Annotated in this window: 20 protein-coding genes; 10 read left to right on the top strand and 10 right to left on the bottom strand. The window is 74.2% G+C overall.

The features are described 5' to 3' along the window. Positions 1-36 precede the first annotated feature (36 nt). Together LUZ64_RS17565 and LUZ64_RS17560 are read left to right on the top strand one after the other, a co-directional pair. On the top strand, positions 37-711 hold the full coding sequence (locus LUZ64_RS17565) for a peptidyl-tRNA hydrolase (RefSeq protein ID WP_233447258.1): 675 nt from the start codon (positions 37-39) through the stop codon (positions 709-711). Between the two features lie 43 nt (positions 712-754). Continuing rightward, on the top strand, positions 755-2047 hold the full coding sequence (locus LUZ64_RS17560; RefSeq protein WP_095579657.1) for a polysaccharide deacetylase family protein: 1293 nt from the start codon (positions 755-757) through the stop codon (positions 2045-2047). A 76-nt stretch (positions 2048-2123) separates the two neighbouring features. Here the strand turns inward: LUZ64_RS17560 and LUZ64_RS17555 are convergent, their stop codons facing one another. Continuing rightward, entirely contained in the window at positions 2124-4238 is a 2115-nt protein-coding gene (locus tag LUZ64_RS17555; protein ID WP_372471944.1) for a transglycosylase domain-containing protein, read from the bottom strand. A gap of 128 nt (positions 4239-4366) precedes the next feature. On the opposite strand from LUZ64_RS17555, the gene LUZ64_RS17550 reads away from it, so the two are divergent. After that, complete coding sequence (locus tag LUZ64_RS17550; RefSeq protein ID WP_095579655.1) at positions 4367-4783, top strand: BlaI/MecI/CopY family transcriptional regulator; 417 nt, start codon at positions 4367-4369, stop codon at positions 4781-4783. Positions 4784-4802: 19 nt separating this feature from the next. Here LUZ64_RS17550 and LUZ64_RS17545 read toward each other — a convergent pair whose 3' ends face one another. From LUZ64_RS17545 to pcaH, 5 genes are all read right to left on the bottom strand, one after another. Beyond that, positions 4803-5492 carry a nuclease-related domain-containing protein gene (locus LUZ64_RS17545; RefSeq protein ID WP_143593042.1) on the bottom strand — a complete coding sequence of 230 codons (690 nt, stop codon included), beginning with the start codon at positions 5490-5492 and terminating at the stop codon, positions 4803-4805. A 149-nt stretch (positions 5493-5641) separates the two neighbouring features. Further along, a complete protein-coding gene (locus tag LUZ64_RS17540) occupies positions 5642-7024 on the bottom strand; it encodes an FAD-dependent oxidoreductase (RefSeq protein ID WP_095579653.1) in 1383 nt (460 codons plus the stop codon). 34 nt (positions 7025-7058) lie between these two features. Beyond that, positions 7059-8270: a 4-hydroxybenzoate 3-monooxygenase gene (locus tag LUZ64_RS17535; protein WP_095579652.1), complete on the bottom strand. Its 1212-nt coding sequence runs from the start codon at positions 8268-8270 to the stop codon at positions 7059-7061. Next, complete coding sequence (gene pcaG / locus LUZ64_RS17530) at positions 8270-8866, bottom strand: protocatechuate 3,4-dioxygenase subunit alpha (protein ID WP_232389812.1); 597 nt, start codon at positions 8864-8866, stop codon at positions 8270-8272. The genes LUZ64_RS17535 and pcaG overlap by 1 nt, the downstream gene beginning before the upstream one ends. Beyond that, a complete protein-coding gene (gene pcaH, locus LUZ64_RS17525) occupies positions 8867-9670 on the bottom strand; it encodes a protocatechuate 3,4-dioxygenase subunit beta (protein WP_095581952.1) in 804 nt (267 codons plus the stop codon). A gap of 305 nt (positions 9671-9975) precedes the next feature. On the opposite strand from pcaH, the gene LUZ64_RS17520 reads away from it, so the two are divergent. After that, on the top strand, positions 9976-10389 hold the full coding sequence (locus LUZ64_RS17520; RefSeq protein WP_095581953.1) for a hypothetical protein: 414 nt from the start codon (positions 9976-9978) through the stop codon (positions 10387-10389). A gap of 377 nt (positions 10390-10766) precedes the next feature. Here the strand turns inward: LUZ64_RS17520 and LUZ64_RS17515 are convergent, their stop codons facing one another. After that, positions 10767-11960, bottom strand: coding sequence for a thiolase family protein (locus LUZ64_RS17515; RefSeq protein ID WP_095581954.1), 1194 nt, complete (start codon positions 11958-11960; stop codon positions 10767-10769). A gap of 143 nt (positions 11961-12103) precedes the next feature. Here LUZ64_RS17515 and LUZ64_RS17510 point away from each other — a divergent pair, with 143 nt between their 5' ends. Genes LUZ64_RS17510 through hemQ form a run of 3 tightly spaced genes read left to right on the top strand, consistent with a single transcriptional unit; the run spans position 12104 to position 16163 of the window. Next, positions 12104-13933, top strand: a complete 1830-nt coding sequence (locus LUZ64_RS17510; protein ID WP_232389813.1) for an IclR family transcriptional regulator domain-containing protein — start codon at positions 12104-12106, stop codon at positions 13931-13933. Between the two features lie 42 nt (positions 13934-13975). Further along, positions 13976-15436, top strand: coding sequence for a protoporphyrinogen oxidase (gene hemG / locus LUZ64_RS17505; RefSeq protein WP_095582089.1), 1461 nt, complete (start codon positions 13976-13978; stop codon positions 15434-15436). 10 nt (positions 15437-15446) lie between these two features. Continuing rightward, positions 15447-16163: a hydrogen peroxide-dependent heme synthase gene (gene hemQ / locus LUZ64_RS17500; RefSeq protein WP_095582088.1), complete on the top strand. Its 717-nt coding sequence runs from the start codon at positions 15447-15449 to the stop codon at positions 16161-16163. A gap of 159 nt (positions 16164-16322) precedes the next feature. On the opposite strand, the gene LUZ64_RS17495 is transcribed toward hemQ, so the two are convergent. The 3 genes from LUZ64_RS17495 to hemE form a co-directional block, all read right to left on the bottom strand. Next, a complete protein-coding gene (locus LUZ64_RS17495; RefSeq protein WP_095582090.1) occupies positions 16323-17918 on the bottom strand; it encodes an alpha/beta hydrolase in 1596 nt (531 codons plus the stop codon). Positions 17919-18114: 196 nt separating this feature from the next. Continuing rightward, positions 18115-18918, bottom strand: a complete 804-nt coding sequence (locus LUZ64_RS17490) for a TIGR04222 domain-containing membrane protein (protein ID WP_095582087.1) — start codon at positions 18916-18918, stop codon at positions 18115-18117. 110 nt (positions 18919-19028) lie between these two features. Beyond that, on the bottom strand, positions 19029-20102 hold the full coding sequence (hemE, locus tag LUZ64_RS17485) for a uroporphyrinogen decarboxylase (RefSeq protein WP_095582086.1): 1074 nt from the start codon (positions 20100-20102) through the stop codon (positions 19029-19031). 90 nt (positions 20103-20192) lie between these two features. Between hemE and LUZ64_RS17480 the strand changes: the two genes are divergently transcribed. From LUZ64_RS17480 to LUZ64_RS17470, 3 genes are all read left to right on the top strand, one after another. After that, on the top strand, positions 20193-21020 hold the full coding sequence (locus tag LUZ64_RS17480) for a DUF3000 domain-containing protein (RefSeq protein WP_232389814.1): 828 nt from the start codon (positions 20193-20195) through the stop codon (positions 21018-21020). A 166-nt stretch (positions 21021-21186) separates the two neighbouring features. Continuing rightward, entirely contained in the window at positions 21187-21849 is a 663-nt protein-coding gene (locus tag LUZ64_RS17475) for a response regulator transcription factor (protein WP_087925687.1), read from the top strand. Positions 21850-21968: 119 nt separating this feature from the next. Continuing rightward, positions 21969-23246, top strand: coding sequence for an HRDC domain-containing protein (locus tag LUZ64_RS17470; protein WP_095578699.1), 1278 nt, complete (start codon positions 21969-21971; stop codon positions 23244-23246). The last annotated feature ends 147 nt before the right edge of the window (positions 23247-23393 follow it).

Below are 23393 nucleotides of genomic sequence, written 5' to 3'. Positions count from 1 at the left end.
CCCCCGGAGGACCCCCGCGACGAGGCGCCGCAGTTCGTGCTGCCGCTCGTGGTCAGGATCGAGAAGGACGCCCCGCCGGCTCGTACGGACGCCCTGGAGACGGCGGCCCGCGCGGTGCTCACGCTGCTGTCCGACGCGCGCGCGGCCACCGGCGGCGACGGCGTGGACGGCGAGTGGGCGGCGGCCGTGCGGGACTGGCAGGACGCCCGGATCCGGAAGGTGGTGCGGCGGGCGCGGGGCGCGGAGTGGCGCAAGGCGTCGGCGCTGCCGGGCATCACGGTCACGGGCGAGCGGGCCGAGGTACGGGTCTTCCCGCCCGTACCGCTCGACGGCTGGCCCAAGGAGCTGGTGAAGCTCCAGGTGTCGGGCACGGACCTGGACGACCCGGAGCCGCCGGCCCCGCTCGCCGCCGCCGCGGGCCCGGTGCTGTGGCTCAACCCGGAGCTGGAGATGTCGGCCGGCAAGACCATGGCCCAGGCGGGGCACGGCGCGCAGCTCGCGTGGTGGGGGCTGGACGACGCGGCCCGGCGGGCCTGGCGGGAGTCCGGTTTCGCGCTGGCGGTGCGGACGGCCGATCCGGAGCGCTGGGCCGGGCTGACGACGAGCGGGCTGCCGGTGGTGCGGGACGCGGGCTTCACCGAGATCGCCCCGGGCTCGTGCACGGTGGTCGCGGACCACCCGGCGCTACGGGTCCGACAGTACGACCTGTGATACTGGCGCCAGAACATCTGTTTTGGCGCCAGGGGGTAAGAAGTTGTCGAAAAGGACCGTACGCGGCGCGACGGCTCTGGTCACCGTGGGCGCCGTGGCCGCCCTCGGGCTCGGGCTGACCGCCTGCGACGACGGCAAGGGGAACGACGCCAAGGGCGAGCCCTCGGCGTCCGCGCAGCCCAAGGGCAAGGCGAAGAACGCTCCCGAGACCGAGCCCGACGAGGAACCGACACCGAGCAAGAAGCCCGAGGAGAAGTGGGACGGCAAGGTCCGGGTGATCGGTGACGGTTCGACGTCGTACACCGGCCCCCAGCCCAAGCAGCCCAAGCCGGAGAGGCTGAAGCCGGGTGAGAAGCCGCCGCAGTTCGTGGTCTTCTCCTGGGACGGCGCGCTGGAGGGCGACGACCACCTCTTCTCGTATTTCCGTCAGGCCGCCAAGCAGAACAACGCCCAGATGACGTTCTTCCTCACCGGCACCTATCTGCTACCGAAGTCGAAGGCGTCGCTGTACAAGCCTCCGCAGCACAAGCCCGGCGAATCGGCGATCTCCTACGCGACGGACCCGCACATCAGGGACACCCTCCAGCAGGTGCGCGGCGCCTGGCTGGACGGCAACGAGATCGGCACCCACTTCAACGGCCACTTCTGCGGCGCCAAGGGCGGCGGCGACTGGAGCACGGCGGAGTGGAAGAGCGAGATCGAGCAGTCCTATTCCTTCGTGCAGAACTGGAAGACGAACACCGGTTACACGGACCTGCCGCCGCTGCCCTTCGACTACAAGAAGGAGCTGGCCGGCGGGCGCGCCCCGTGCCTGGAGGGGCAGAAGAACCTGATACCGGTGGCGAAGTCCTACGGCTGGCGGTACGACGCGAGCTCGCCCGGCGACTTCCAGATCTGGCCGTCCCAGATCAACGGCGTCTGGAATTTCCCGCTCCAGCTGCTGCCGTACCCGAAGAGCGAGAAGCAGGTCCTGTCGATGGACTTCAACTTCCTCTACAACCAGTCCGGTGACAACACCAAGGGCGACCCGAAGAAGTACGCGGAGTGGCGGAAGCTGACGCGGGACGGCTATCTGAACGGCTTCGAGCGCGTCTACAACGGCAGCCGGGCGCCGCTGTTCATCGGAAACCACTTCGAGGACTGGAACGGTGGCATCTATATGAAGGCCGTCGAGGACGTCATGAAGTCGGTGTGCAAGCGGGACGGCGTGCGCTGCGTGTCCTTCAAGCAGCTCGCGGACTGGCTGGACGAGCAGGACCCGAAGGTGCTGACGAAGCTGCGCGGCCTGGACCCGGCCCAGTCCCCGGACTGGTCCACCTTCGTCAAGAAGAAGTGATCAAGAAGAGGTGACGGGGCGGAAGAGGTGACGGGCGGGGGTACGGCGCCGTACCCCCGCCCGTCACCTCTTCCGGTCAGCCCGTCCGGGCCGTCATGTACTTCGTCCAGATGTCGATCGGGATCGTGCTGCCCAGGGTGCCCTTCGCGGCCCCGGCCAGGCCGTCCAGCGGCTGGAGCTCCTGCGACTTCGGGTCGATGCGGGAGAGCGAGACGGCGGTCGAGACCTTGTCGCGGTAGCCCGCGAACCACGCCGACTTGTTGTCCTGCGCGGTCCCGGTCTTCCCCGCGGCGCCGGCCCCGGCCGCCTTCGCCGTGGTCGCGCTGCCGCGCAGCACGGCCTCGCGCAGGGCGTCGTCCACCGCGCCCGCGACCTTCGCGGGCAGGACCCGCTCGGCCGCGGGCTTCTCCACGGGGACGGGGTTGCCGTTGCGGCTCAGCTTGTCCACGGAGTACGGCTCGCTGTGCAGGCCACCGGCGGCGAAGGTGCCGTACGCCCCGGCCATGCGGATGGCGCTGGGGGTCGCGGTGCCCAGTGAGAAGCCGGGCAGCTTCTGGCCGAGGCTGTTCTTCAGCAGGCCCGCGGCCACGGCCGTGTCGCCCACCTGGTCCAGACCGACGTCCATGCCGAGCTGCATCATCGGGGTGTTGACGGACTGGGCGACCGCTTCCTTCAAGGTGATCCTGCCCCAGGACTTCCCGCCGTCGTTGACCGCCTTGACGATCTTGCCGGAGCGGGACCAGTACGGGCCCTCGGGGGTGAGCAGCGAGATCTTGTCGTCCCCGTTGTAGACGGTGGCCGGCGAGACCGGGGTGCGGGGCTTGCCGCGCTCCTTCAGGACGCCTTCGCGCAGGGCGGCCGCGTAGACGAAGGGCGTGAAGGAGGTGCCCGCGGGGACGACGGAGGAGTTGGCGTCGTTGAAGCCCTGCTTGAGGTAGCCCGGGCCGCCGTACAGGGCGACGACGCGCCCGTCGGTGGTGACCGATGCGGCGCCGATGCGGACGTCCTTGTCGGCGTCGCGCTTCTCCGCGTCCAGGCGGCCGCTCGCCTCGGCGACGGCCTTGGTCAGCGCGTCCATGCGGGGCTTCTCGAAGGTGGTGCGGATCTGGTAGCCGCCGAGGTCGAAGTCGTGGTCGGAGACCTCGGTGTGGGCGCTCACATAGGCGCGGGCGGTGTCCACCAGATAGCCGGTCTGCCCGGTCAGCCCGGCCGGCTTCGGCGGGGCCTGGGGCTCGGGGAAGGTGGTGTAGCCGGCCCGCTCCTCCTTGGAGAGCTTGCCGATGGTGACCATCCGGTCGAGGATCCAGTTCCAGCGCTCCACGGCACGCTCGTGGTTGTTCGGACCGAGCGAGGGGTCGAACAGGCCGGCGCCCTTGAGCAGCGCGGCCAGGAAGGCGCCCTCGCTGGCGTTGAGCTGCGAGACGTCCTTGCCGTAGTAGGCGTGGGAGGCGCGCTGGATGCCGTAGGTGCCGCGCCCGTACCAGCTGGTGTTGAGGTAGCCCTCCAGGATCTCGTCCTTGCTCATCTGGTTGTCCAGCTTGATGGCGATGAACATCTCGGTGAACTTGCGGCTGAACGTCTGGTCCTGGTTGAGGTAGGCGTTCTTCACGTACTGCTGGGTGATCGTGGAGCCGCCCTGGGTGCTGCCGCCGGTGACCATCCTGGTGACGGCGCGCGTCATGCCGCTGACCGAGATGCCGCTGTCGGAGTAGAAGGTCTCGTTCTCGGCGGCCAGCGCCGCCCAGCGGACCTTCTCGGGGACCTTGCGGATGTCGAGGTCCTGGCGGTTGACCTCGCCGGTACGGGCCATCTCGGTGCCGTCGGCCCAGTAGTAGACGTTGTCCTGCTGGGTGGCGAAGGCGTTGAGGTCGGCGGGTATCTCGGTCCGGACGTACATGATCGCGACGAGGGCGGTCAGCAGACCGCCGGCCGTGAGGACGGAGCCCAGCGTCTGGCGCCACGAGGGCACCCAGCGCCGGAAGCCCCGCCGGCCCGGCCGGGGGTAGGCGGGGCGGAGTCTGCGCGTCCAGGGCACGGCGCGTTTCCTGGAGGCGGCGGCGCGCTTCCTGGGCGCGGCGCGTCTCCGGCGGGCCGGAGCGGCGGCGTGGTTCCGGCGGGCCGGATCGGTGTGGTTCCCGCGGGCCGGAGCGGCGTGGTTCCGGGCGTGCGCCCCTTTTCGACGTTCGAACACGACTCGACCCTACGGCCTGGGGAGCGGCCCAGGGCATGCCGGATGTCCGTGGAATCCGGATCAAGAGGTCTGTTCGGGTACCGTATCGTTTCTACACACCTGTAAATGCAGAAGGATCATCGCACGACATGGAAACCGCCACCCCCGCCGCCGTCCTGCCGCGCCACGGCCGCCGCCGCGCGAACGGCGCTCTGGAGGGCGAGGTGCTCGCCGCGCTCCAGCGGGCCGAGGGCCCGCTCACGCCCCGCGAGGTCCAGGCCCGGCTGGCGGGCGAGCTGACGTACAGCACGGTGGTGACGATCCTGTCCCGGCTGCACGGCAAGGAGGTGCTCACCCGCACCCCGCGCGGCCGCGCGTACGCCTACGCCCCGGTGACCGACGAGGCGGGCCTGGCCGCCCGCCGGATGCGCAAGATCCTCGACGGTGTGCCCGACCGGGAGGTCGTGCTGGCGCGGTTCGTCGCCGAGCTGCCCGCCACGGACGAGGAGCTGCTGCGGGCCCTGCTCGTCGGCGCCTTCCCCGCGCCCCGGCAGCCGCTCCTCTGAGGCACCCGCCCCGTCCCCTTCAGGCCCAGAGCCAGACCCTGCGGTTGCGGGCCACGGTGTGGACGCGGTCGGCGCGCTGCGGGTGGAGCTCCCCGGCCGCGGCGCCGAGCTCCGCCACCTCCGTGTCGCGCAGCACCCGCACATCCTCCAGCGCCGGTGCCACCTCCACGCTCTCGGCCCCCACGAGCACCAGGACCGGCCGCACCCGGACGAGGAAGCCGCACCCCCGCGACAGCACCATCGAGGCGCGCGTGGTGTCGTGCCGGACCTGGCGGACGTACGGCCACGGCTGCCGCTCCCGGGAGAGCCGGACGAGCGTCTCGCCGACGTGGACCCGCGCCCGGCGGCCGGGCAGCGCGGCTATGCCGAAGACGCCCCCGGGGCCGATCAGCAGATGCGGGATGACCGCGTCGCCCGGCAGGACGATGGAGTGCACCACCTCCCAGCCGCCGCCCGTCAGCTCCTCCAGGTCGGCGCCCACCCGCTGCTCGGCCTCCAGCGCCCGCCGCCAGACGTCCTCCACGGGCCGCCGGCCGAGGAGCCGGGCGCACACCAGGCCGAGGCGGCCGGTCCCCGAGGCGTCGAGCCGGGCCCGCAGCGTCTCCCCCGGCCGGTTGGGCGCGAGGTCGTCGTCGGGCGGCAGGAAGAGCCTCTCCGGGTCGTAACTCTTACCGTTCGCACTCCTCTTGCCGTCCGGACGGTCCCGCACGCCCACCACCCCCTCCCGCCATATTGCCGCAGAAGCGGGGGAACCAACCCGTTCGGCGGCCCGTTCTCCCGGTGAGGCCCCGCGACATCCCCCCGATCGCGGGGCCTCACCAGATCCGCCGCCACCCCGCGGGGCGGGCGCCCGGCGGCTCAGCCCCCGGCGTCCGCGGCCACCGCGGCGGCCGCCCGGCGGGCCGCCATCAGCACCGGGTCCCACACCGGGGAGAACGGCGGCGCGTAGCCCAGGTCCAGGGCCGTCAGCTGCTCCACCGTCATCCGGGCCGTCAGCGCGACCGCCGCCACGTCCACCCGCTTCGCCGCGCCCTCGCCCCCGACGATCTGGACGCCGAGGAGACGGCCCGTACGGCGTTCGGCGAGCATCTTGACCGTCATCGGGCGGGCCCCCGGGTAGTAGCCGGCGCGGCTCGTCGACTCCGTCGTCGCCGAGACGAACCGCAGGCCCGCCGCCGTGGCCTGCTCCTCCAGCAGGCCGGTGCGGCCGATCTCCAGGTCGCAGACCTTGCTGACGGCCGTGCCGACCACACCGGGGAAGGTGGCGTAGCCGCCGCCTACGTTGGAGCCGATCACCTGGCCGTGCTTGTTGGCGTGCGTGCCCAGGGCGATGTGCCGGGTCCGGCCGGAGACGAGGTCCAGGACCTCCACACAGTCGCCACCGGCCCAGATGTTCCCGTGGCCGCGCACCCGCATGGCCAGGTCCGTCAGCAGCCCGCCCGACTCGCCCACCGGCAGCCCGGCGGCGCGGGCCAGCGCCGTCTCCGGACGCACGCCCAGGCCGAGCACGACCACGTCCGCCGGGTACTCGGCCGCGTCCGTGACGACCGCGGTGACCTCGCCGCCGGCGCCGGTGCGGACCTCGATGACCGCCGCGCCCGTCACCACCTCGATGCCCATCCCGCACATCGCGTCGCGGACCAGCGCGCCCATGTCCGGGTCGAGCGTCGACATCGGCTGCGCGGCGCGCTCGACGACCGTCACCGCGTAGCCGCGCCGGACCAGCGCCTCGGCCATCTCCACGCCGATGTACCCGGCGCCGACGATCACGGCCCGGCGGCCCGGGGCGCGCTCCAGCCCGTCGATGAGCGCCTGCCCGTCGTCCAGGGTCTGCACCCCGTGGACGCCGCGCGCGTCGATGCCGGGCAGCGACGGCCGGACGGGCCGGGCGCCGGTGGCGATCACCAGGTGGTCGTAGCCGTGCCAGCGCTCCGTGCCGGTCTCCAGGTCGCGGGCGAGGACCCGCCCGCCGTCCACGTCCAGCTCGGTGACCTCGGTGCGCGTCCGCAGGTCGATGCCGCGCTCGCGGTGCTCCTCGGGGGTACGGGCGATCAGCGCGCCCGGACCGTCGACCTCGCCACCGGCCCAGTAGGGGATGCCGCACGCCGAGTACGAGCTGTACCGGCCGCGCTCGAAGGCGGTGATCTCCAGTTCGCCGGGCTTCCTGAGCCTGCGGGCCCGGGAGGCCGCGGACATCCCCGCCGCGTCGCCCCCGATGACCACCAGCCGCTGTGCCGTCATGGCCTACGTCCCTTTCGCCGGTCGAACGGCCAGGCTAGCCACCTCCGTCCCCGGTGGGCGCGGCAGGACACCACGGGGACCACAGGCCGGTGTACTCGTGGGCCAGGGCGGCGACCGTGCCCGGCGAGCCGAGGAGCCGGCGCAGCCGGGCCGTCCGCGACCGGTCGGCGGACTCGTCCCGGTCCGGCCGGGTGTGCAGCAGGTCGGTGAGGTCGCGGGAGAAGCGCACGGCCTGCCGGACGCGGTGCAGACAAGTGTCCGAGTAGGCGTCTATGAGCCGCTCCGTGCCGGTCCGGTGCCACAGGGCGAGCGCCTCCGCCAGCGTCACGGCGTCCGCCACCGCGCCGTTGAGGCCCTTGGCGCCGGTCGGCGGCACGATGTGCGCCGCGTCCCCGGCCAGCAGCACCCGGCCGTGGCGCATCGGCTCGGTCACCCGGGTGCGCATGGGTGTGAGGCTCCTGGCCGTGATCGGGCCGCGGCGCAGCGGCGGGCCGTCACCGGCGGTGTAGCGGGCCGCCAGCTCGTCCCAGATCCGCTCGTCCGGCCAGTCGGCCGGGTCGGTGCCGGCGGGCACCTGGAGGTAGAGCCGGGAGACGGCGGGGGTGCGCATGCTGTAGAGCGCGAAGCCCCGTTCGTGCGCGGCGTAGACCAGTTCGTGGTGGGTGGGCGGCACGTCGGCGAGGACGCCCAGCCAGGAGTACGGGTACGTGTGCTCGTACACACGGGTGCGGTCGGCGGGCAGGGCCCGCCGGGTCACGCCGTACGAGCCGTCGCAGCCCGCCACGTAGTCGCACTCCAGCAGGTGCTCGGCGCCGTCGTGGACGTAGCGGACGGCGGGCCGCGCGGTGTCCGCCCGTTCGACGGCGACGGCCCGGGCCTCGAACAGCAGGGGCTGGCCGTCCTTCAGCCGGAGCGCCACGAGGTCCTTGACGATCTCGGTCTGGGCGTAGATCGTCGCCTGCCGGCCGCCGGTGTGCGCCGCCAGGTCGATCCGGTGGGCCCGGCCGTCGAAGCGGATCTCGATGCCGTCGTGGAAGAGGCCCTCGCGGTCCAACCGGTCGCCCGCCCCGCAGGCGCGCAGGACGTCGACGGTGCTCTGCTCCAGCATCCCGGCGCGCTGCCGGGCCTCGGCGTAGGCGCGGTCGCGGGCCTCCAGGACGACGCAGTCGACGCCGGCGAGGTGGAGCAGACGGGCGAGCAGCAGGCCGGCGGGTCCGGCCCCGACGATGCCGACGGTCGTGCGCATCAGACGTCTCCGTGGCCGGCGTCGGGGCGGGAAGGGGGCTCGGTGAAGTCGAGGAAGACGGTCTCGCGGTCGCCCTGGAGCCGGATGTCGAAGCGGTAGGCGCGGTGGTGGCCGGGGTCCGGGGTGGCGAGCAGGGTCGGCCGGCGGTCGGCGGGCAGGGCGGCGAGCAGCGGGTCGTGGGTGGGCAGGGTGAAGTAGAGGCGGGTGAAGAGGTGGTGGGGCAGGCCGCGGGCGAAGAGGCACACCGCGAGGTAGGGCGCCCCGCCCGGCGGGAGGGTGCGTAAGAGGTAGTGGCCGTCGCGGCCGGTGGTGACGCGGGCGAAGCCGGTGAAGCCGAGGCCGTCGCGGCGCAGGCTGCCGGGGACGGCGGGGGCCGAGCCGTCCGGGCCCGTCTGCCAGAACTCCAGCAGGGCGTGGGGGACGGGGGCGCCCGCGCCGTCGAGGACCGTTCCGTGGACGGTGACGGTGCGCGGGTGTCCGGAGGGCGCCGGGGCGCCGCCGTCGGCGAAGGGCAGGGCGTGGCCGTGGAAGGGGCCGACGGTCTGCGCCGGGGTGCTGTTCGGCGCGGGCGCGGCGGGGGTGAGGGGCGGGGTCATTCAGCGGCCCTCCTCTGCCCAGGTGGCGGCGGGCCCGTCCAGGACGACGTCCCAGCGGTAGCCGAGGGACGAGCCGGAGACGCTCAGGGCGGGGTCGTAGGCGGCCACGAGCCGGGCGCGGGTGGCCTCGTCGCCGGCGGAGTGCCAGATCGAGTCGTACGGCAGGAGCGGGTCGCCGGGGAAGTACATCTGGGTGACGAGGCGCTGGGTGAAGGCGGTGCCGAAGAAGGAGAAGTGCAGGTGGGCGGGGCGCCAGGCGTTGTGGCGGCCGGGCCAGGGGTAGGCGCCGGGGCGGATGGTGGTGAAGTGGTAGCGGCCCTCGTCGTCGGTGAGGCAGCGGCCCGCGCCGGTGAAGTTCGGGTCGAGGGGCGCGGAGCGCTGGTCGAGCCGGTTGGCGTAGCGGCCCGCGGCGTTGGCCTGCCAGAGCTCCACCAGCTGGCCGCGCACGGGGCGGCCCCGGCGGTCCAGGATCCGCCCGGCGACGGTGATGCGCTCGCCCAGCGGGTCCCCGGGGTGCTGCCGGGTCAGATCGGCGTCCAGCGGATCGACGTCGGCCGGGCCGAAGACGGGACCGGTCAGCTCGACGGCCTCGGGACCGGGGGCGACGGGCACGAGCGGGCGGCGGGGGAGACGGAGCGGGTCGCCGGTGTAAGGGGGCGTGCCGGGTGCGGCGGATATGCCGGGTGCGGCGGGGTTCTCGGGCGCCGCTCTGCCGGGGGCGCTGTCGCGGGAGCCGTCGCGGTCGGTTCCCTGGAGGCCGGGGGCGGCGCGGCCTGTCTGTTCCCGAACGGATTCAGATGCCATGGCCGTGACCTACCCCACGGCGATCGGGGTGACCCGCCGGGGGCTCGTTCGCCGGCCTGCCCCCCCGGCCCGCCCTTCCCGAACCGGGGCTGACACCCCGTGCGGGGCCCGCATGGACCACGTTCTCGCCGAATGCGCTCTCAGGTCGAGACCGCCGGGGCTACGGGCTCGGGGAGGTGGGTGGATGACATCTTCGTACCGCTTCGAGAGGGCGCCTGCGCATGAACCCCCGCCCGGATGCCACGAGCGGAAGGACAAGGCAGCCGTGCGGGTCACCAAGGCTCGCAATCGAGAAGGAGAGTGCAGTGGCAACCACACTCACCCGCCCCGCGCCTGAGAGGGTGGCGGAGCGGGCCCGCGAAATCCTGTCGACCATGGAGGCCGACCAGGAGTTCGAGCGTCTGTGGCGGACCTGCGCGCAGTATTCGAGCGACTGGGACGACTTCTACGGGTACCCGATCATCCCCGACTACGACGCGGTAGGAGACGCCCCGCAGCTGTTCAAGGAGACCATCCGCACGATGGCCATCAAGTCAGCCGTCTACGACCTCATGGACGGCGACGAGACTACGGCGACTACACCCACCAGTGTTACCGGCAGGCTTTCGGGCCGGTCAACGAACGGTTCTGGATCGGCCGTGAGGAGACCGAACGGCGCCGGAAAGTGCTGGACAAGGTGTACGCCGGGATCGGCATCACCGAGCGCGGGAAAAGGGTAGCCATCCAGTTCGGCGTCGCCGCTTAGCCATGGGATCCGCCGCCTCCGGCTCCAACGGGACCGGGGGCGGCGCGATCCGGTCGGGCTCAAGGCCCACCTTGTGGGAGTGAACGCAAGCCGGTGTTCCGTCCGGCGCGTAGCGGTACCCGTCCGCCGGGTTGAATGGGCAATCTCCGGTCGGTCGGTCGTAGACCACAAAACCGCACCGGGGAAGCCGCTTCGACGGGCAGATACCGCACGCCGGATGATCGAGGTCATCGGCACTGACGAAAGGCTCGGCCATGGGCGGAGCCTAGTGCCACGGGGCGGACACAGCCCTCCGTTCCGGCTAGGAGCCCCTGGCCACCACTGAGCAGTCGGAACCGCCGTCACGTGGCCTCAGCGTTCCAGGACCAGCGCCTGCCCCTGCCCCACCCCCACGCACAGCGCCGCCAGCCCGACCCCCGATCCCGCCGCCGCCAGCTGATGGGCGATCGACCCCGTCAGCCGGGCGCCGGAGCAGCCGAGAGGGTGGCCGATCGCGAGCGCGCCGCCGCGCGGGTTGACGATGCCGGGGTCGAGTTCGGGCCACTCCGCGAGGCACCCCAGGACCTGTGCGGCGTAGGCCTCGTTGAGCTCGAAGTGGGTGAGGTCCGTGAGCGAGCGGCCCGCCTTGGCGAGGACCCGGCGCACGGCCTCCACCGGCCCGAGGCCGTACATGTCGGGCTCGATGCCGGTGACGGCCGAGGCCCGGACCCGGGCCAGCGGCTCGCGGCCGGTCTCCCGCAGCCCCTCCTCGTCGCACAGCAGCAGGGCCGCCGCGCCGTCGTTCAGCGAGGAGGAGTTGCCCGCGGTGACCGTGCCTCCGGTCTTCCGGAAGGCGGGCTTCAGCCGGGCCAGGGCCTCCAGGGAGGTGTTGTCCCGGATCGTCTCGTCGCGGGCGAGCGGAGCGTCCGGCAGCTGTGTGACCTCGGCGTCGTACGCGCCGTCCTGCCAGGCCCGCGCGGCCTTCCGGTGGCTGGCGAGGGCGTAGGCGTCCTGCTGCTCGCGGGTGATGCCGTACTTGTCGGCGATCAGTTCGGCGCCCTCGCCCAGCGGCACCGTCCACTGCTCGGGCATACCGGGGTTGGTCATCCGCCAGCCCAGGGTCGTGGAATACAGCTCCTGGTGGCCCACGGGGAAGGCGCGGTCGGACTTGGGCAGGACGAAGGGGGCGCGCGTCATCGACTCGACGCCGCCCGCGACGACGACCGAGGCGTCGCCGAGGGCGATGGCGCGGTAGGCGTGCACGACGGCCTCCAGGCCGGAGGCGCACAGCCGGTTGACCGTCACGCCCGGTACGGACACGGGCAGTCCCGCGAGCAGCACCGCCATGCGGCCGACGTTGCGGTTCTCCTCGCCGGCGCCGTTGGCGTTGCCGAACACCACGTCGTCGACGCGTGCCGGGTCGAGGCCGGGCGCCCTGCCGACCACTTCGCGCACCACGTGCGCCGCGAGGTCGTCGGGGCGGACGGAGGCGAGGGCGCCGCCGTACTTGCCGACCGGGGTGCGCACGGCGTCGACGATGTACACGTCCCGGATGCGGTCGTTCATGGCTGCTCCTTGAGCGGTCGGGCGAGGAGGACGGACGAGGAGAGGGCGCGGGGCGCGGCCGGTCCGGCGGCGCCGGGTGGTGCGGCAATCCTCCTCCCCCGGACGGCTGTTCGCCCAGTGAACTTTCGTTCATAATCGGTGCCGTGACGAGTCTCGGCGTGCCGCCAACCGCTGTCAACAGGGCTGAGGAGGCGGCGCTCGTGGGCCCGCTGGTGAGGGGCCTCGCCGTGCTGCGCGCCCTCGCCGGCCACGAGGCCGGGGCGCGCGTCCGCCCCGCGGACCTCGCCCGCGCCACCGGGCTCGCCCGTTCCGTCGTCGACCGGGTGCTCACCACGCTCGGGCACCTCGGGTACGTCCGCGCCGACGGCCGTGAAGTCGTCCTGGCCGTGGGCCTGATGGAGCTCGGCAACGCCTACCTGACGGCGAGCGGGGTGCCCGCCGCGCTCGGCCCGCACGTGGCGAGGCTGGCCGCCGCGCTCGACGCGTCCGTCTCGGTGGCAGTGCCCGACGCGGACGGCGTCCGGATCGTCACCCAGGCCGCCCGCCCCCGGGCGGCCGCCGCGGGCTTCCGGGCCGGACTCCGCATCGGCGATCTGCTGCCCGCCGGCCGCTGCGCCCCCGGCGCGCTGTTCGCCGCCGCGCCGCCGGACTGGGCCGTGGACGACCAGCTCCTCGAACCCGGTCTGGTGGCGGTGGCCGTCCCGGTCCGCGACCCCGCCGGACGGACCGCGTGCGCCGTGACCGTCACCAGCCACACCAGCCGGCACTCGGCGGACGGCCTGCGGCAGGAGACCCTGACCGCGCTGCGGGCCGCCGTCCCGGCGATGGAGGCGGCGCTGGCGGACGCCGGGACGGGCGGGGCCCCCGGTGCGGAGGGCGGCGGCGCGGCCCCGGCGTCGTACGGCATGCCGTACGACGGCCCGGCGACCGCCCTCAGCCCCGCGCCGGACCTCCCCCGGACCGGCCCCGGCACTGCCCCCGCCTCGGACGGCGACGAGAACGGCCCGGCCGCCGCCCCCGACGGCACACCACGCCACCCCCGGACCGCCCCCGGCACGACCCCCGCCTCGCACACCCACGAGGACAGCCCCGCCGGGGGATCCGCCGTCCACGGCCACGCACCGGACCGGCCCGGGGCCGCCCCCGGCCCCTCCCCTGTCGAAGGGCCCGCCGAAGCGCCCGTCCCTCCCCTCCGGTCCCTCGTCCGGGGGCTCGCCGTCCTGCGGGCGTTCGGTGGGGCCGCCGCGCCCGGCCGGGGGGCGACGCTGTCCGAGCTCGCGGCGGCGGCCGGCCTCGCGCGGGCCACCGCGCGCCGTGCCCTGCTCACCCTCGCCCACCTCGGCTATGTCGCCGCCGACGGCGGCCGTTTCCGGCCGCTGCCCCGGGTCCTGGAGCTGGGCCACGCCCCGCTCGGCGAGCTGACCTTCGCCGACCTCGCCGTACCTCATCTGCGCGCGCTCGTGGGCCGGGTCGGCGAGTCGGCGTCCGTGGCCGTCCTCGACGGCGCGGACATCCGTTACGTCGCCCGGGTCCCCACCGTCCGCATCATGAGCGTCGACATCACCGTCGGTACGCGCTTCCCGGCCCACGCCACCTCCATGGGCCGGGTGCTGCTCGCCGGGCTGGACGCGCGGGCCCGCGCGACATGGCTGGCCGGCGAGGCCGTGACGCGGGCGCCCACCCGGCGCACCGTCACCTCGCCCGCCGAGCTGGCCGGTCTCCTGGACCGGGTGGCCGGGGACGGGTACGCGCTCGTCGACCAGGAGCTGGAGGAGGGCCTGCGCTCGCTCGCGGTGCCCGTCCGGGACGGCGGCGGCCGCGTCGTCGCCGCGCTCAACGTCGCCACCCACGCCGGACGCGGCGGCGCCCGGGACACCGTGCGGGACTTCCTGCCCGCCCTGCGCGAGACCGCCGCCCGGGTCGAGGCCGACCTCCGTACGGCCTCGGCGCACCGCGCCCTCGGCACCGGCTGACCGCCCGGCCGGTGCCACCGGGGCGTTTGAGAGAGTGGTCCCATGAGCGCAACGGACACTCCCAGGCACCATGTGGTCGTCGTCGGCGGCGGGATCTCCGGGCTGGCGGCGGCCCACCGGCTGGCGGAGGGGGGCACGCGCGTCACCCTCCTGGAAGGCTCCGGGCGGGTCGGCGGCAAGCTGCTCGCCGGTGAGATCGCCGGGGTCCCCGTCGACCTGGGCGCCGAGTCCATGCTGGCCCGCAGGCCGGAGGCGGTGGGCCTGGCCCGCGCGGTCGGGCTCGCCGACCGGCTCCAGGCGCCCGCCGCCACCGCGCTGCTGTGGACGCGCGGCGAGCTCCGGCCGCTGCCCCAGGGCCACATGATGGGCGTGCCCGGTGACCTCGGGCCGCTCGCCGCCTCCGGGGTGCTCTCGCCCGAAGGACTCGCCCGGATCTCGCGGGACGCGGAGCTGCCGCGCACCGAGCTCGGCGAGGACGTCGCCATCGGCGCGTACGTCGCCGAGCGGATGGGCCGCGAGGTCGTGGACCGGCTCGTGGAGCCGCTGCTGGGCGGCGTGTACGCGGGTGACGCGTACCGCATCTCCATGCGGACGGCCGTGCCGCAGCTGTTCGAGGCCGCGCGGACGCACCGCACGCTGACCGGGGCCGTGCGCGACCTCCAGGCCCGCGCGGCGGCCCGGCAGCAGTCCGGCCCGGTCTTCATGGGCGTCGAGGGCGGCGTCGGACGGCTGCCGCTCGCCGTCGCGGACGCGGTGCGCGCCCGGGGCGGTGTGATCCGCACGCACACACCGGTGGCCGGCGTCGAGCGTACGGCGGACGGCTGGCGGATCGTCCTGGGCACGGGGAACGGCACCGGGAGCGGCTCGGCGGCGGAGACGCTGACCGCCGACGCCGTCGTCGTCGCGACCCCCGCCCACGACGCGGCCCGGCTGCTCCGCCCGCACGCGCCCGCCGCCGTCGACGGCCTGTCCACGGTCGAGTACGCCTCGATGGCGCTCGTCACCATGGCCTTCCGCCGCTCCGACGTGGTGGGGCTGCCGCACGGCAGCGGCTTCCTCGTGCCGCCCGTCGACGGCCGGAAGATCAAGGCGTCCACGTTCTCCAGCAACAAGTGGCGCTGGAACGCCGACGCGGACCCGGACCTCTTCGTCCTGCGTACCTCGATCGGGCGGTTCGGTGACGAGGCCGACCTGGAGCGCGAGGACGCCGAGCTGGTGGCGATGTCGCTCGCCGACCTCGGCGCGGCGGTGGGCCTCGCGGCGGCCCCGGTGGCGAGCCGGGTGACCCGCTGGCGGAACGGCCTCCCGCAGTACCCGGTCGGCCACCTGGAGCGTGTCGCCCGGATCCACGCGGACGTGGCCCGGCTGCCCGGTCTGCGGCTGTGCGGCGCGGCCTACGAGGGCGTGGGCATCCCGGCCTGTGTGGCCGGTGCGCACAAGGCCGCCGACGAGATCATGGCGGCGCTGCCGACCCTGACGGCGGGCGCCGGAACGCGCGAGTGACAATAGGGACATGACTGACGCCCCTGAGAAGATCCCGAACGCCGGCAAGAAGGCCAAGGACCTCAACGAGGTCATCCGTTACACCCTCTGGTCGGTGTTCAAGCTCCGCGACGTCCTCCCGGCGGACCGCTCCGGCTGGGCCGAGGAGGTCGAGGAGCTGTTCGCGCAGCTCGCCGAGAAGGACGTCACCGTGCGCGGCACGTACGACCTCTCGGGCCTGCGGGCCGACGCCGACGTGATGATCTGGTGGCACTCCGAGACCTCGGACGCCCTCCAGGACGCGTACAACCTCTTCCGCCGCACCGCGCTCGGCCGCGCGCTGGAGCCGGTGTGGTCGAACATGGCGCTGCACCGCCCCGCGGAGTTCAACAAGTCGCACATCCCGGCGTTCCTCGCCGACGAGACGCCGCGCGACTACGTCAGCGTGTACCCGTTCGTCCGCTCGTACGACTGGTACCTGCTGCCGGACGAGGACCGTCGCCGGATGCTCGCGGACCACGGCAAGATGGCGCGCGGCTACCCGGACGTGCGCGCCAACACCGTGGCGTCGTTCTCGCTGGGCGACTACGAGTGGATCCTCGCGTTCGAGGCGAACGATCTCTACCGGATCGTGGACCTGATGCGTCACCTGCGGGCGTCCGAGGCGCGGATGCATGTCCGCGAGGAGGTGCCGTTCTACACGGGTCGCCGTAAGGCCGTGGCCGAGCTGGTCGCGGGTCTGGCCTAAGGGGTACGGCGGGGGGCTCTTTCCCCTACCCGCCCCTTCCCGAATGTCCTCAATCGCCGGACGGGCTGAAATCAGCCCGTCCGGTGATTGAGGACCGGGGTCCGGGGCGGAGCCCCGCGCAGCGGCCCCCGGACTCCCGGCGGTTTCCGCCGAGGGCGTTCAGGCCCCGACCGCCGCCGCTGCCACCGCCGCCGCGGGTGCCGGTTCCGCGCGTCCCGCGCAGGAGGCGTGCCGGTCCGGGAGGACGCCGGTCAGCAGATAGCGCTCCGTGTGGGCGTTGACGCAGGCGTTGGACCCGAAGGCGATGCCGTGGGTGCCCGCGTCCCGCTCGGTGACCAGCGCCGAGCCGGGGAGCCTGCGGTGGAGCTCCACCGCGCCGGGGTACGGCGTCGCGGCGTCCCGTTCGGCGGCGAGCAGGAGGGTGCGGGGCAGGGCGCGGGCCGAGGCGCCCACCTCGACCGGCCGCTGCCGCGGGCCCTTCCAGAACGCGCAGGGCAGGTTCATCCAGGCGTTCTCCCAGGTCTCGAAGGGCGCCCGGCGGGCGAGCCGGGTGTTGTCCCGGTCCCAGATCCGCCAGGAGCGCGGCCAGGGGGCGTCGTTGCACTCCACGGCGGTGTAGACGGCGTTGGAGTTCTCCTCGGAGCGGGCCGTCGCCGGGTCCGGCATGGCGAGCGCGCGCAGTGGCCTGTCGTCGCCGCGCAGGTACGTGGAGAGGGCGTTGGCGCTGCGTGCCCAGGCGCTGTCCGCGTAGCCGACCTGGAGGAAGGACGACTGGAGCTGCCCGGGGCCGATCTTCCCGCCGACCGGCCGGCTGGCCAGCTTCCGGCGCGCCCGGTCGTAGGAGTGCCGGACCCCTTCCGCGGTGCGGCCCAGGTGGTAGACGGAGTCGTGCCGGGCCACCCAGCGGCGCCAGTCGCCCCAGCGGACCTCGAAGGCCGCGGACTGGTCGAGGTTGCTGCGGTACCAGATCTTGCCGGGTGAGGGGTTGACGACGCTGTCGAAGACCATCCGGCGCACGTGCCCCGGGAACAGCGTGGCGTAGAGGGCACCGAAGTAGGTGCCGTAGGACGCGCCCATATACGTGAGGCGCTTCTGGCCGAGGGCCGCGCGCAGCACTTCCAGGTCGCGGGCGTTGTTCAGGCTGGTGAAGTGCCGCAGGTCCCGCCCGCCCCGCTGGGCGCATCCCCGCGCGTACGCCCTCGCCTGGGCGACGCGGCGGGCCTTGTACGCCTCGGAGGGGTGTTGCGGCGCCTGGCTGGGGGCTTGGACGAAGCGTGCCGGGTCCACGCAGGACAGCGGGGCCGAGCGGCCCACGCCGCGGGGCGCGTAGCCGACGAAGTCGTACGCCCTGCCCGTGGCCCGCCACTGCCCGATGCCGGCGAGCACCGGGAAGAACATCCCGGAGCCGCCCGGGCCGCCGGGGTTGTAGACGAGCGCGCCCTGGCGTTCGGCGCGGGTGCCGGTGGCCCGCGCGCGGCTGACGGTGAGTCCGATGTGCTTGCCGTGCGGCCTGGCGTAGTCCAGCGGTACGGAGACGGTGCCGCACTGGACGGTCGCGGGCAGTCCTTCGGCGGCCGGGCAGGCGCCGAAGCGGATGCCCCGGGCGGCGGCCCGGTGGACGGCGGTGACGACGCCGCGGGCCTCGGCGCGGGTGCCGCCCGGTGGTGAGGAGCCGTCGAGGGCCCCGGCCGGTGCCGTGGTGACCGCGGTGAGGACCAGGGATCCGAGGGCTCCGTACAGGGCTGCTGCTCTCACACCGGCCATCCCTTCTCGTCTTATCTGACAAAAGGGATAATTGGTGGGGTTGTTGGTGAAGTAAAGCACCGAGGCTCGTGTCGGTCGCAAAGGGCTCGATCGGATCCGGAGGCGCACGGAAGGGCTCGCGAGGGGGTGGCCCGCCGCGCGCCCCCTTTCGGTCGGCGGAGCCGTCAGCAGGGCCGTCAGCGGGCCGTCAGCGGGGGTCGTCGCTCAGCCGCGCGGCGAGCGCGGCGCGCAGCTCGGGGTCGGCGAGGGCCTTGCTGCCGCGCACGGCCAGCGCGGTCAGGAAGCCCGTGTCATCGGAGGAGAAGGAGGAGGAGGCGGCGGCACCGGAGGCTGGGACGTCGACGCGCCCCAGGAGCTCCTGCCCGGCGACCGACGCCCAGGGCGTGTAGGGGTGGATCTCGACGCGGGCGATGAGCAGGCACGCCGACGTCAGCAGCAGCGGCAGCGCGAACCACGCGACCGCCTGCCCGCGGTGCGTCTCCGGCGGCACCATCAGGACGGCGGCCGCCCCGGTCAGCACCACCAGGCCGCAGGCGCCGCGCACCTGGCGGACGGCGGCCGACACGTTCGTACGGGCCGGGCCGGGCACCGCGAGACCGGCCTCGACCAGCCGGTCGGCCAGGGCCCGTACGGCGTCGGCCGCGGCGTGCGCGGCCCGCACCGCGGGGACGGGGGACTGCCCGTCCGGCCCGATGGCGGTGATCAGCGAGCGCTCCAGCTCGTCCCGTCCGACCGGGTCGACGACCGTGGCCCAGCCGGTGGGCGCGAGCAGCACCCGGCGCTCCCGGCCCATCCGGACCAGCGTGAGGTCGGTGACCCGGTGCGGGCCGCCGGCCAGGAACGCGGTCTCGTAGAGGGTCAGCCGGCGCGCCCGGTCACCGGCCCCGGCGCGGCCGGGCGGGGCCTCGGCGGCCGCGGCCGCGGCGAGGCAGAGGCGTCCACAGGTGAGGATCGCCGCACTCCAGGCGATCACCAGGAAGAGGACCCACATGACGGCTTTCTAGCCGACGGCCGGTGACTCCGCCATGGTTCGCGCGCGGACCGCCGCACCGTACGGGCCCGGCGGGCGGGCCCGTACGGCGGCGTGCGAAGGAGCGCGGGTCAGCGCGCGGTGCGCTCGTGGACGTACTCCACCAGGCGGGTCAGGGCGTCCGGGTCCGTGGTGGGCAGCACGCCGTGGCCGAGGTTGAAGACGTGGCCCTCCAGGTCCGCGGCGGCGTCCAGCACCTCCTGGGCCTTGGTCTCCACGGCCTCGCGGCCCGCGAAGAGGACCGCGGGGTCGAGGTTGCCCTGGAGCGCCTTGCCGGGGCCGACCCGGCGAACGGCCTCGTCCATGGGGATCCGCCAGTCGACGCCGACGACGTCCGCGCCGGCCTCGCCCATCAGGCCGAGCAGCTCGCCGGTGCCCACGCCGAAGTGGATGCGCGGCACGCCGAGGCCGGCGACGGCGTCGAAGACCTTCGTGGAGGCGGGCATGACGGAGCGTCGGTAGTCCGCCGGGGCCAGCGCGCCGACCCAGGAGTCGAAGAGCTGGACGGCCGAGGCGCCCGCCTCGATCTGGATCTTCAGGAAGGCGGCGGTGATGTCCGCGAGCCGGTCCAGGAGGTCGGCCCAGAGCTCGGGGTCGCCGTACATGAGCGCCTTGGTGTGCTCGTGGTTGCGCGACGGGCCGCCCTCGACCAGATAGCTGGCGAGGGTGAAGGGGGCGCCGGCGAAGCCGATGAGCGGGGTGGTGCCGAGCTCGGCGGTGAGCAGGCCGATGGCCTCGGTGACGTACGGGACATCGGACGGGTCCAGCGCGCGCAGCCGGTCGAGGTCCGCGCGGGTGCGGATGGGCTGGGCGACGACGGGGCCGACGCCGGGCTTGATGTCGAGGTCGACGCCGATGGCCTTCAGCGGGACGACGATGTCGCTGAAGAAGATCGCGGCGTCGACGTTGTGGCGGCGGACCGGCTGGAGGGTGATCTCCGTGACGAGGTCGGGGCGCATGCAGGACTCGAGCATCGGGATGCCCTCGCGGACCTTGCGGTACTCGGGCAGCGAGCGGCCCGCCTGGCGCATGAACCACACGGGGGTGTGCGGCACGGGCTCACGGCGGCATGCCCGCAGGAACGCCGAGTCGTGTGCCGCGGTGCGGCCGGTCTGCTGCTGGCTGGGCTCCGTACGCTCACTCATGTCCCAAATCTTCGCACGGGCCGAACGAGTGACCCGCCCATGTGGGTGTCGTACCCGGAACGGGGCGCGCTTCCGCCTAGTCTTCCGGGCATGGCTGCGGCGCAGGGACACCTCTCGGACGGTCCGGACGACGCGGATGGGGAGGACTCCCCCTCCGTCTTCCGGCAGGCGGTCGCCGGGCTGCAAGGGGTACGCCTGCGGCCCGAGATCGAGCTCGACGCGACGCCGCCGCCCCAGCGGCTGGCGCCCTTCTCGTACGCCCTGGAGGCCGCGGTCGTCGTGGACGACGAGGAGCTGGCGGACGGGCGGCTGATTCTGCTGCACGACCCGGCGGGGCACGAGGCGTGGGGCGGTACGTTCCGCCTGGTGACGCTGGTGCACGCCGATCTGGAGCCGGAGATGGCGGCGGACCCGCTGCTGCCGGAGGTGTGCTGGTCGTGGCTGACGGGCGCGCTGGAGGCCCGGCGGGTGCCGTACGGGGCGCCGAGCGGGACGGTGACCCGGGCGAGTTCGCACTACTTCGGGGGGCTGCGGGAGCGGGAGCCGTCGACGCGGATCGAGATCCGGGCCTCGTGGTCGCCGGTGGAGCCGCCGGGTGGTCCGGCGGGCACCGTAGGCGGCGCCGGCGCGTCCGGTCAGGGCGGTCCGGGCGGCCCGGTGGGCGCCGTGGGCCCGGCCGGGCAGATCGGGCAGGCGGGCCAGATCGGGCAGATCGGCGCGGGGAAGCACGGGAAGCAGGGCCCGGCCGGGGCCGGGGCGGGCGACGCGGCGGGCCGCGGGGCGGGGGTGCCCGACACGGCGGCACACCTCGCCGCCTGGTGCGATCTGCTCTGCCAGATCGCGGGGCTGCCGCCGGGCGGGGCGCCGGAGGCGGGCGTGGTGACGCTCCCTCAGCGCCGCGATCCGCAGAGTCGTTGATCGATCAACCGTCCGAATTGCCCGAATTGTTACTCATCAATTCGTGATCTTCCCCTAAAGCCGGGACGCTTCGCTGCCGAAGAGGCTTGTGACCCTTCCCATACGGATCGCCCCGGCTTACCCCCAAAGTCGGCACCGTCCCCCGCCACTCCCCCATGGAGGCTTGGTGTCCGTTCTCCTCGAGCAACCTGCGAGCCTCGCCTACCGCCCGAACAAACCGACGGCCATGGTCGTCGTCGCCGACCCCCGCGTCCGCTCCACCGTCACCCGCCACCTGTGGGCGCTCGGCGTGCGAGATGTGATCGAGGCGTCGTCCATCGCGGAGGCCCGCCCCCGCGTCGGCAACCCGCGCGACATCTGTGTGGCCGACGTCCACCTTCCCGACGGGTCCGGGCTCACCCTGCTCTCCGAGACCCGCGCCGCGGGCTGGCCCAACGGCCTGGCCCTGTCCGCCGCCGACGACATCGGCGCGGTGCGCAACGCCCTCGCGGGCGGCGTCAAAGGCTATGTCGTCACCGGCACCCGGACCAATCTCGGCCTGCCCGGCCGGCCCGGCTCCGCGCCCATCGGGTCGGCCGCCGCGGCCCGGATGCACCGCCGCCCGCCCGGCGCCCCCGGCCACCCGGGGGGCTACCGCGAGCTGTCCGGCCGCGAGGTCGAGGTGCTGCGGCTGGTGGCGGAGGGCCAGTCCAACAAGGCCATCGGCGTCTCGATGGGCCTGTCCGCGCTCACCGTCAAGAGCCACCTCGCCCGGATCGCGCGCAAGCTCGGCACCGGCGACCGGGCCGGCATGGTCGCCGTGGCCCTGCGCACCGGCATCATCCACTGACCGCCCACCGGCGCGCGGCGGGGCCGATCGGGTCCCGAAACGCCCGCCGCACGACACCACGCCCGTCGACGGGGACGTTCCGTCGACGGGCGCTTGCCATACACAGATACCCTTGACCGGTGACCGACGCCCAAGAGACCGCAGCAGACACGACACTGCGAACCCCCGGGGGCGACCCCCCGGCCGACGTCGATTCGGCGCCGATCCCCCTGTTGGAGCCACGCGAGGGCATCCCGCCCGTCGTCGCTGACAACGATGCCCTGGCCGGCGTCGTCGCGGCGTTCGCGGCCGGTACGGGCCCCGTCGCGGTGGACGCGGAGCGTGCCTCCGGCTACCGCTACGGCCAGCGCGCCTATCTCGTGCAGCTGCGCCGCGAGGGCGCCGGCTCGACCCTGATCGACCCCGTCGGCTGCCCCGACCTGTCCTCGCTCGGCGAGGCCATCGGCGACGCCGAGTGGGTGCTGCACGCGGCCACGCAGGACCTGCCGTGCCTGCGCGAGATAGGGATGACGCCGTCGCGGCTCTTCGACACGGAGCTGGCGGGACGGCTCGCCGGATTCGCCCGGGTGGGACTCGGCGCCATGGTCGAGAACGTCCTGGGGTACGCCCTGGAGAAGGGCCACTCCGCCGTCGACTGGTCGACCCGCCCGCTGCCCGACCCCTGGCTGCGCTACGCCGCCCTCGACGTGGAGCTCCTCGTCGACCTGCGCGACGCGCTGGAGGAGGAGCTGGACCGCCAGGGCAAGCTGGAGTGGGCCCGGCAGGAGTTCGACGCCATCGCCTCCGCGCCGCCCGCCCCGCCGCGCAAGGACCCCTGGCGCCGCACGTCCGGGATGCACAAGGTCCGGCGGCGGCGGCAGATGGCCGTGGTCCGCGAGCTGTGGACCGCGCGCGACGTCATCGCCCAGCGGCGCGACGTCTCGCCGGGCAAGGTGCTCGGCGACGCCGCGATCGTCGAGGCCGCCCTGAACATGCCGCCGAACGCGCAGGCGCTGGCCGCGCTGCCCGGCTTCGGCCACCGGATGAGCCGCAAGCAGCTGGAGCAGTGGCAGACGGCGGTCGACCGCGCCCGCGCGATCCCGGACAACGAGCTCCCGCAGCCCGGCCAGCCGCTGACCGGCCCGCCGCCGCCCCGCGCCTGGGCGGACAAGGACCCGGTCGCGGCGGCCCGGCTGTCCGCGGCCCGTACGGCGGTCTCGGCGCTGGCCGAGCGGCTCACCATGCCGCAGGAGAACCTGATCGCCCCGGACACCGTGCGCCGCCTGTGCTGGGAACCGCCGAAGTCGCCGACGGCGGAGGCGGTGGCGGAGGTCCTCACCGCCCACGGCGCCCGCGTGTGGCAGGTGGAGCAGGTGACCCCGGCCCTGGTGAAGGCCCTGACGGAGGCCACGGCCTGACCCGTACGGCGGATGCCGGTTCGCCACGCCCGAACCGGCACCACCGCCCCGGCACCACCGCCCGGGGCCCATCCGTCCGGCACCACCGGCCCGGAACCACCCGCCTGGGACCGCCGCCCCGGGGCCGCCCGTCCAGGGCCTCCTGTC

The sequence above is a fragment of the Streptomyces albireticuli genome (assembly GCF_021228125.1).
GTDB classification, from domain to species: Bacteria; Actinomycetota; Actinomycetes; order Streptomycetales; family Streptomycetaceae; genus Streptomyces; species Streptomyces albireticuli.
The sequence above is the reverse complement of the archived record's forward strand: the minus strand, read 5'-3'. Positions and strand labels throughout refer to the sequence as shown.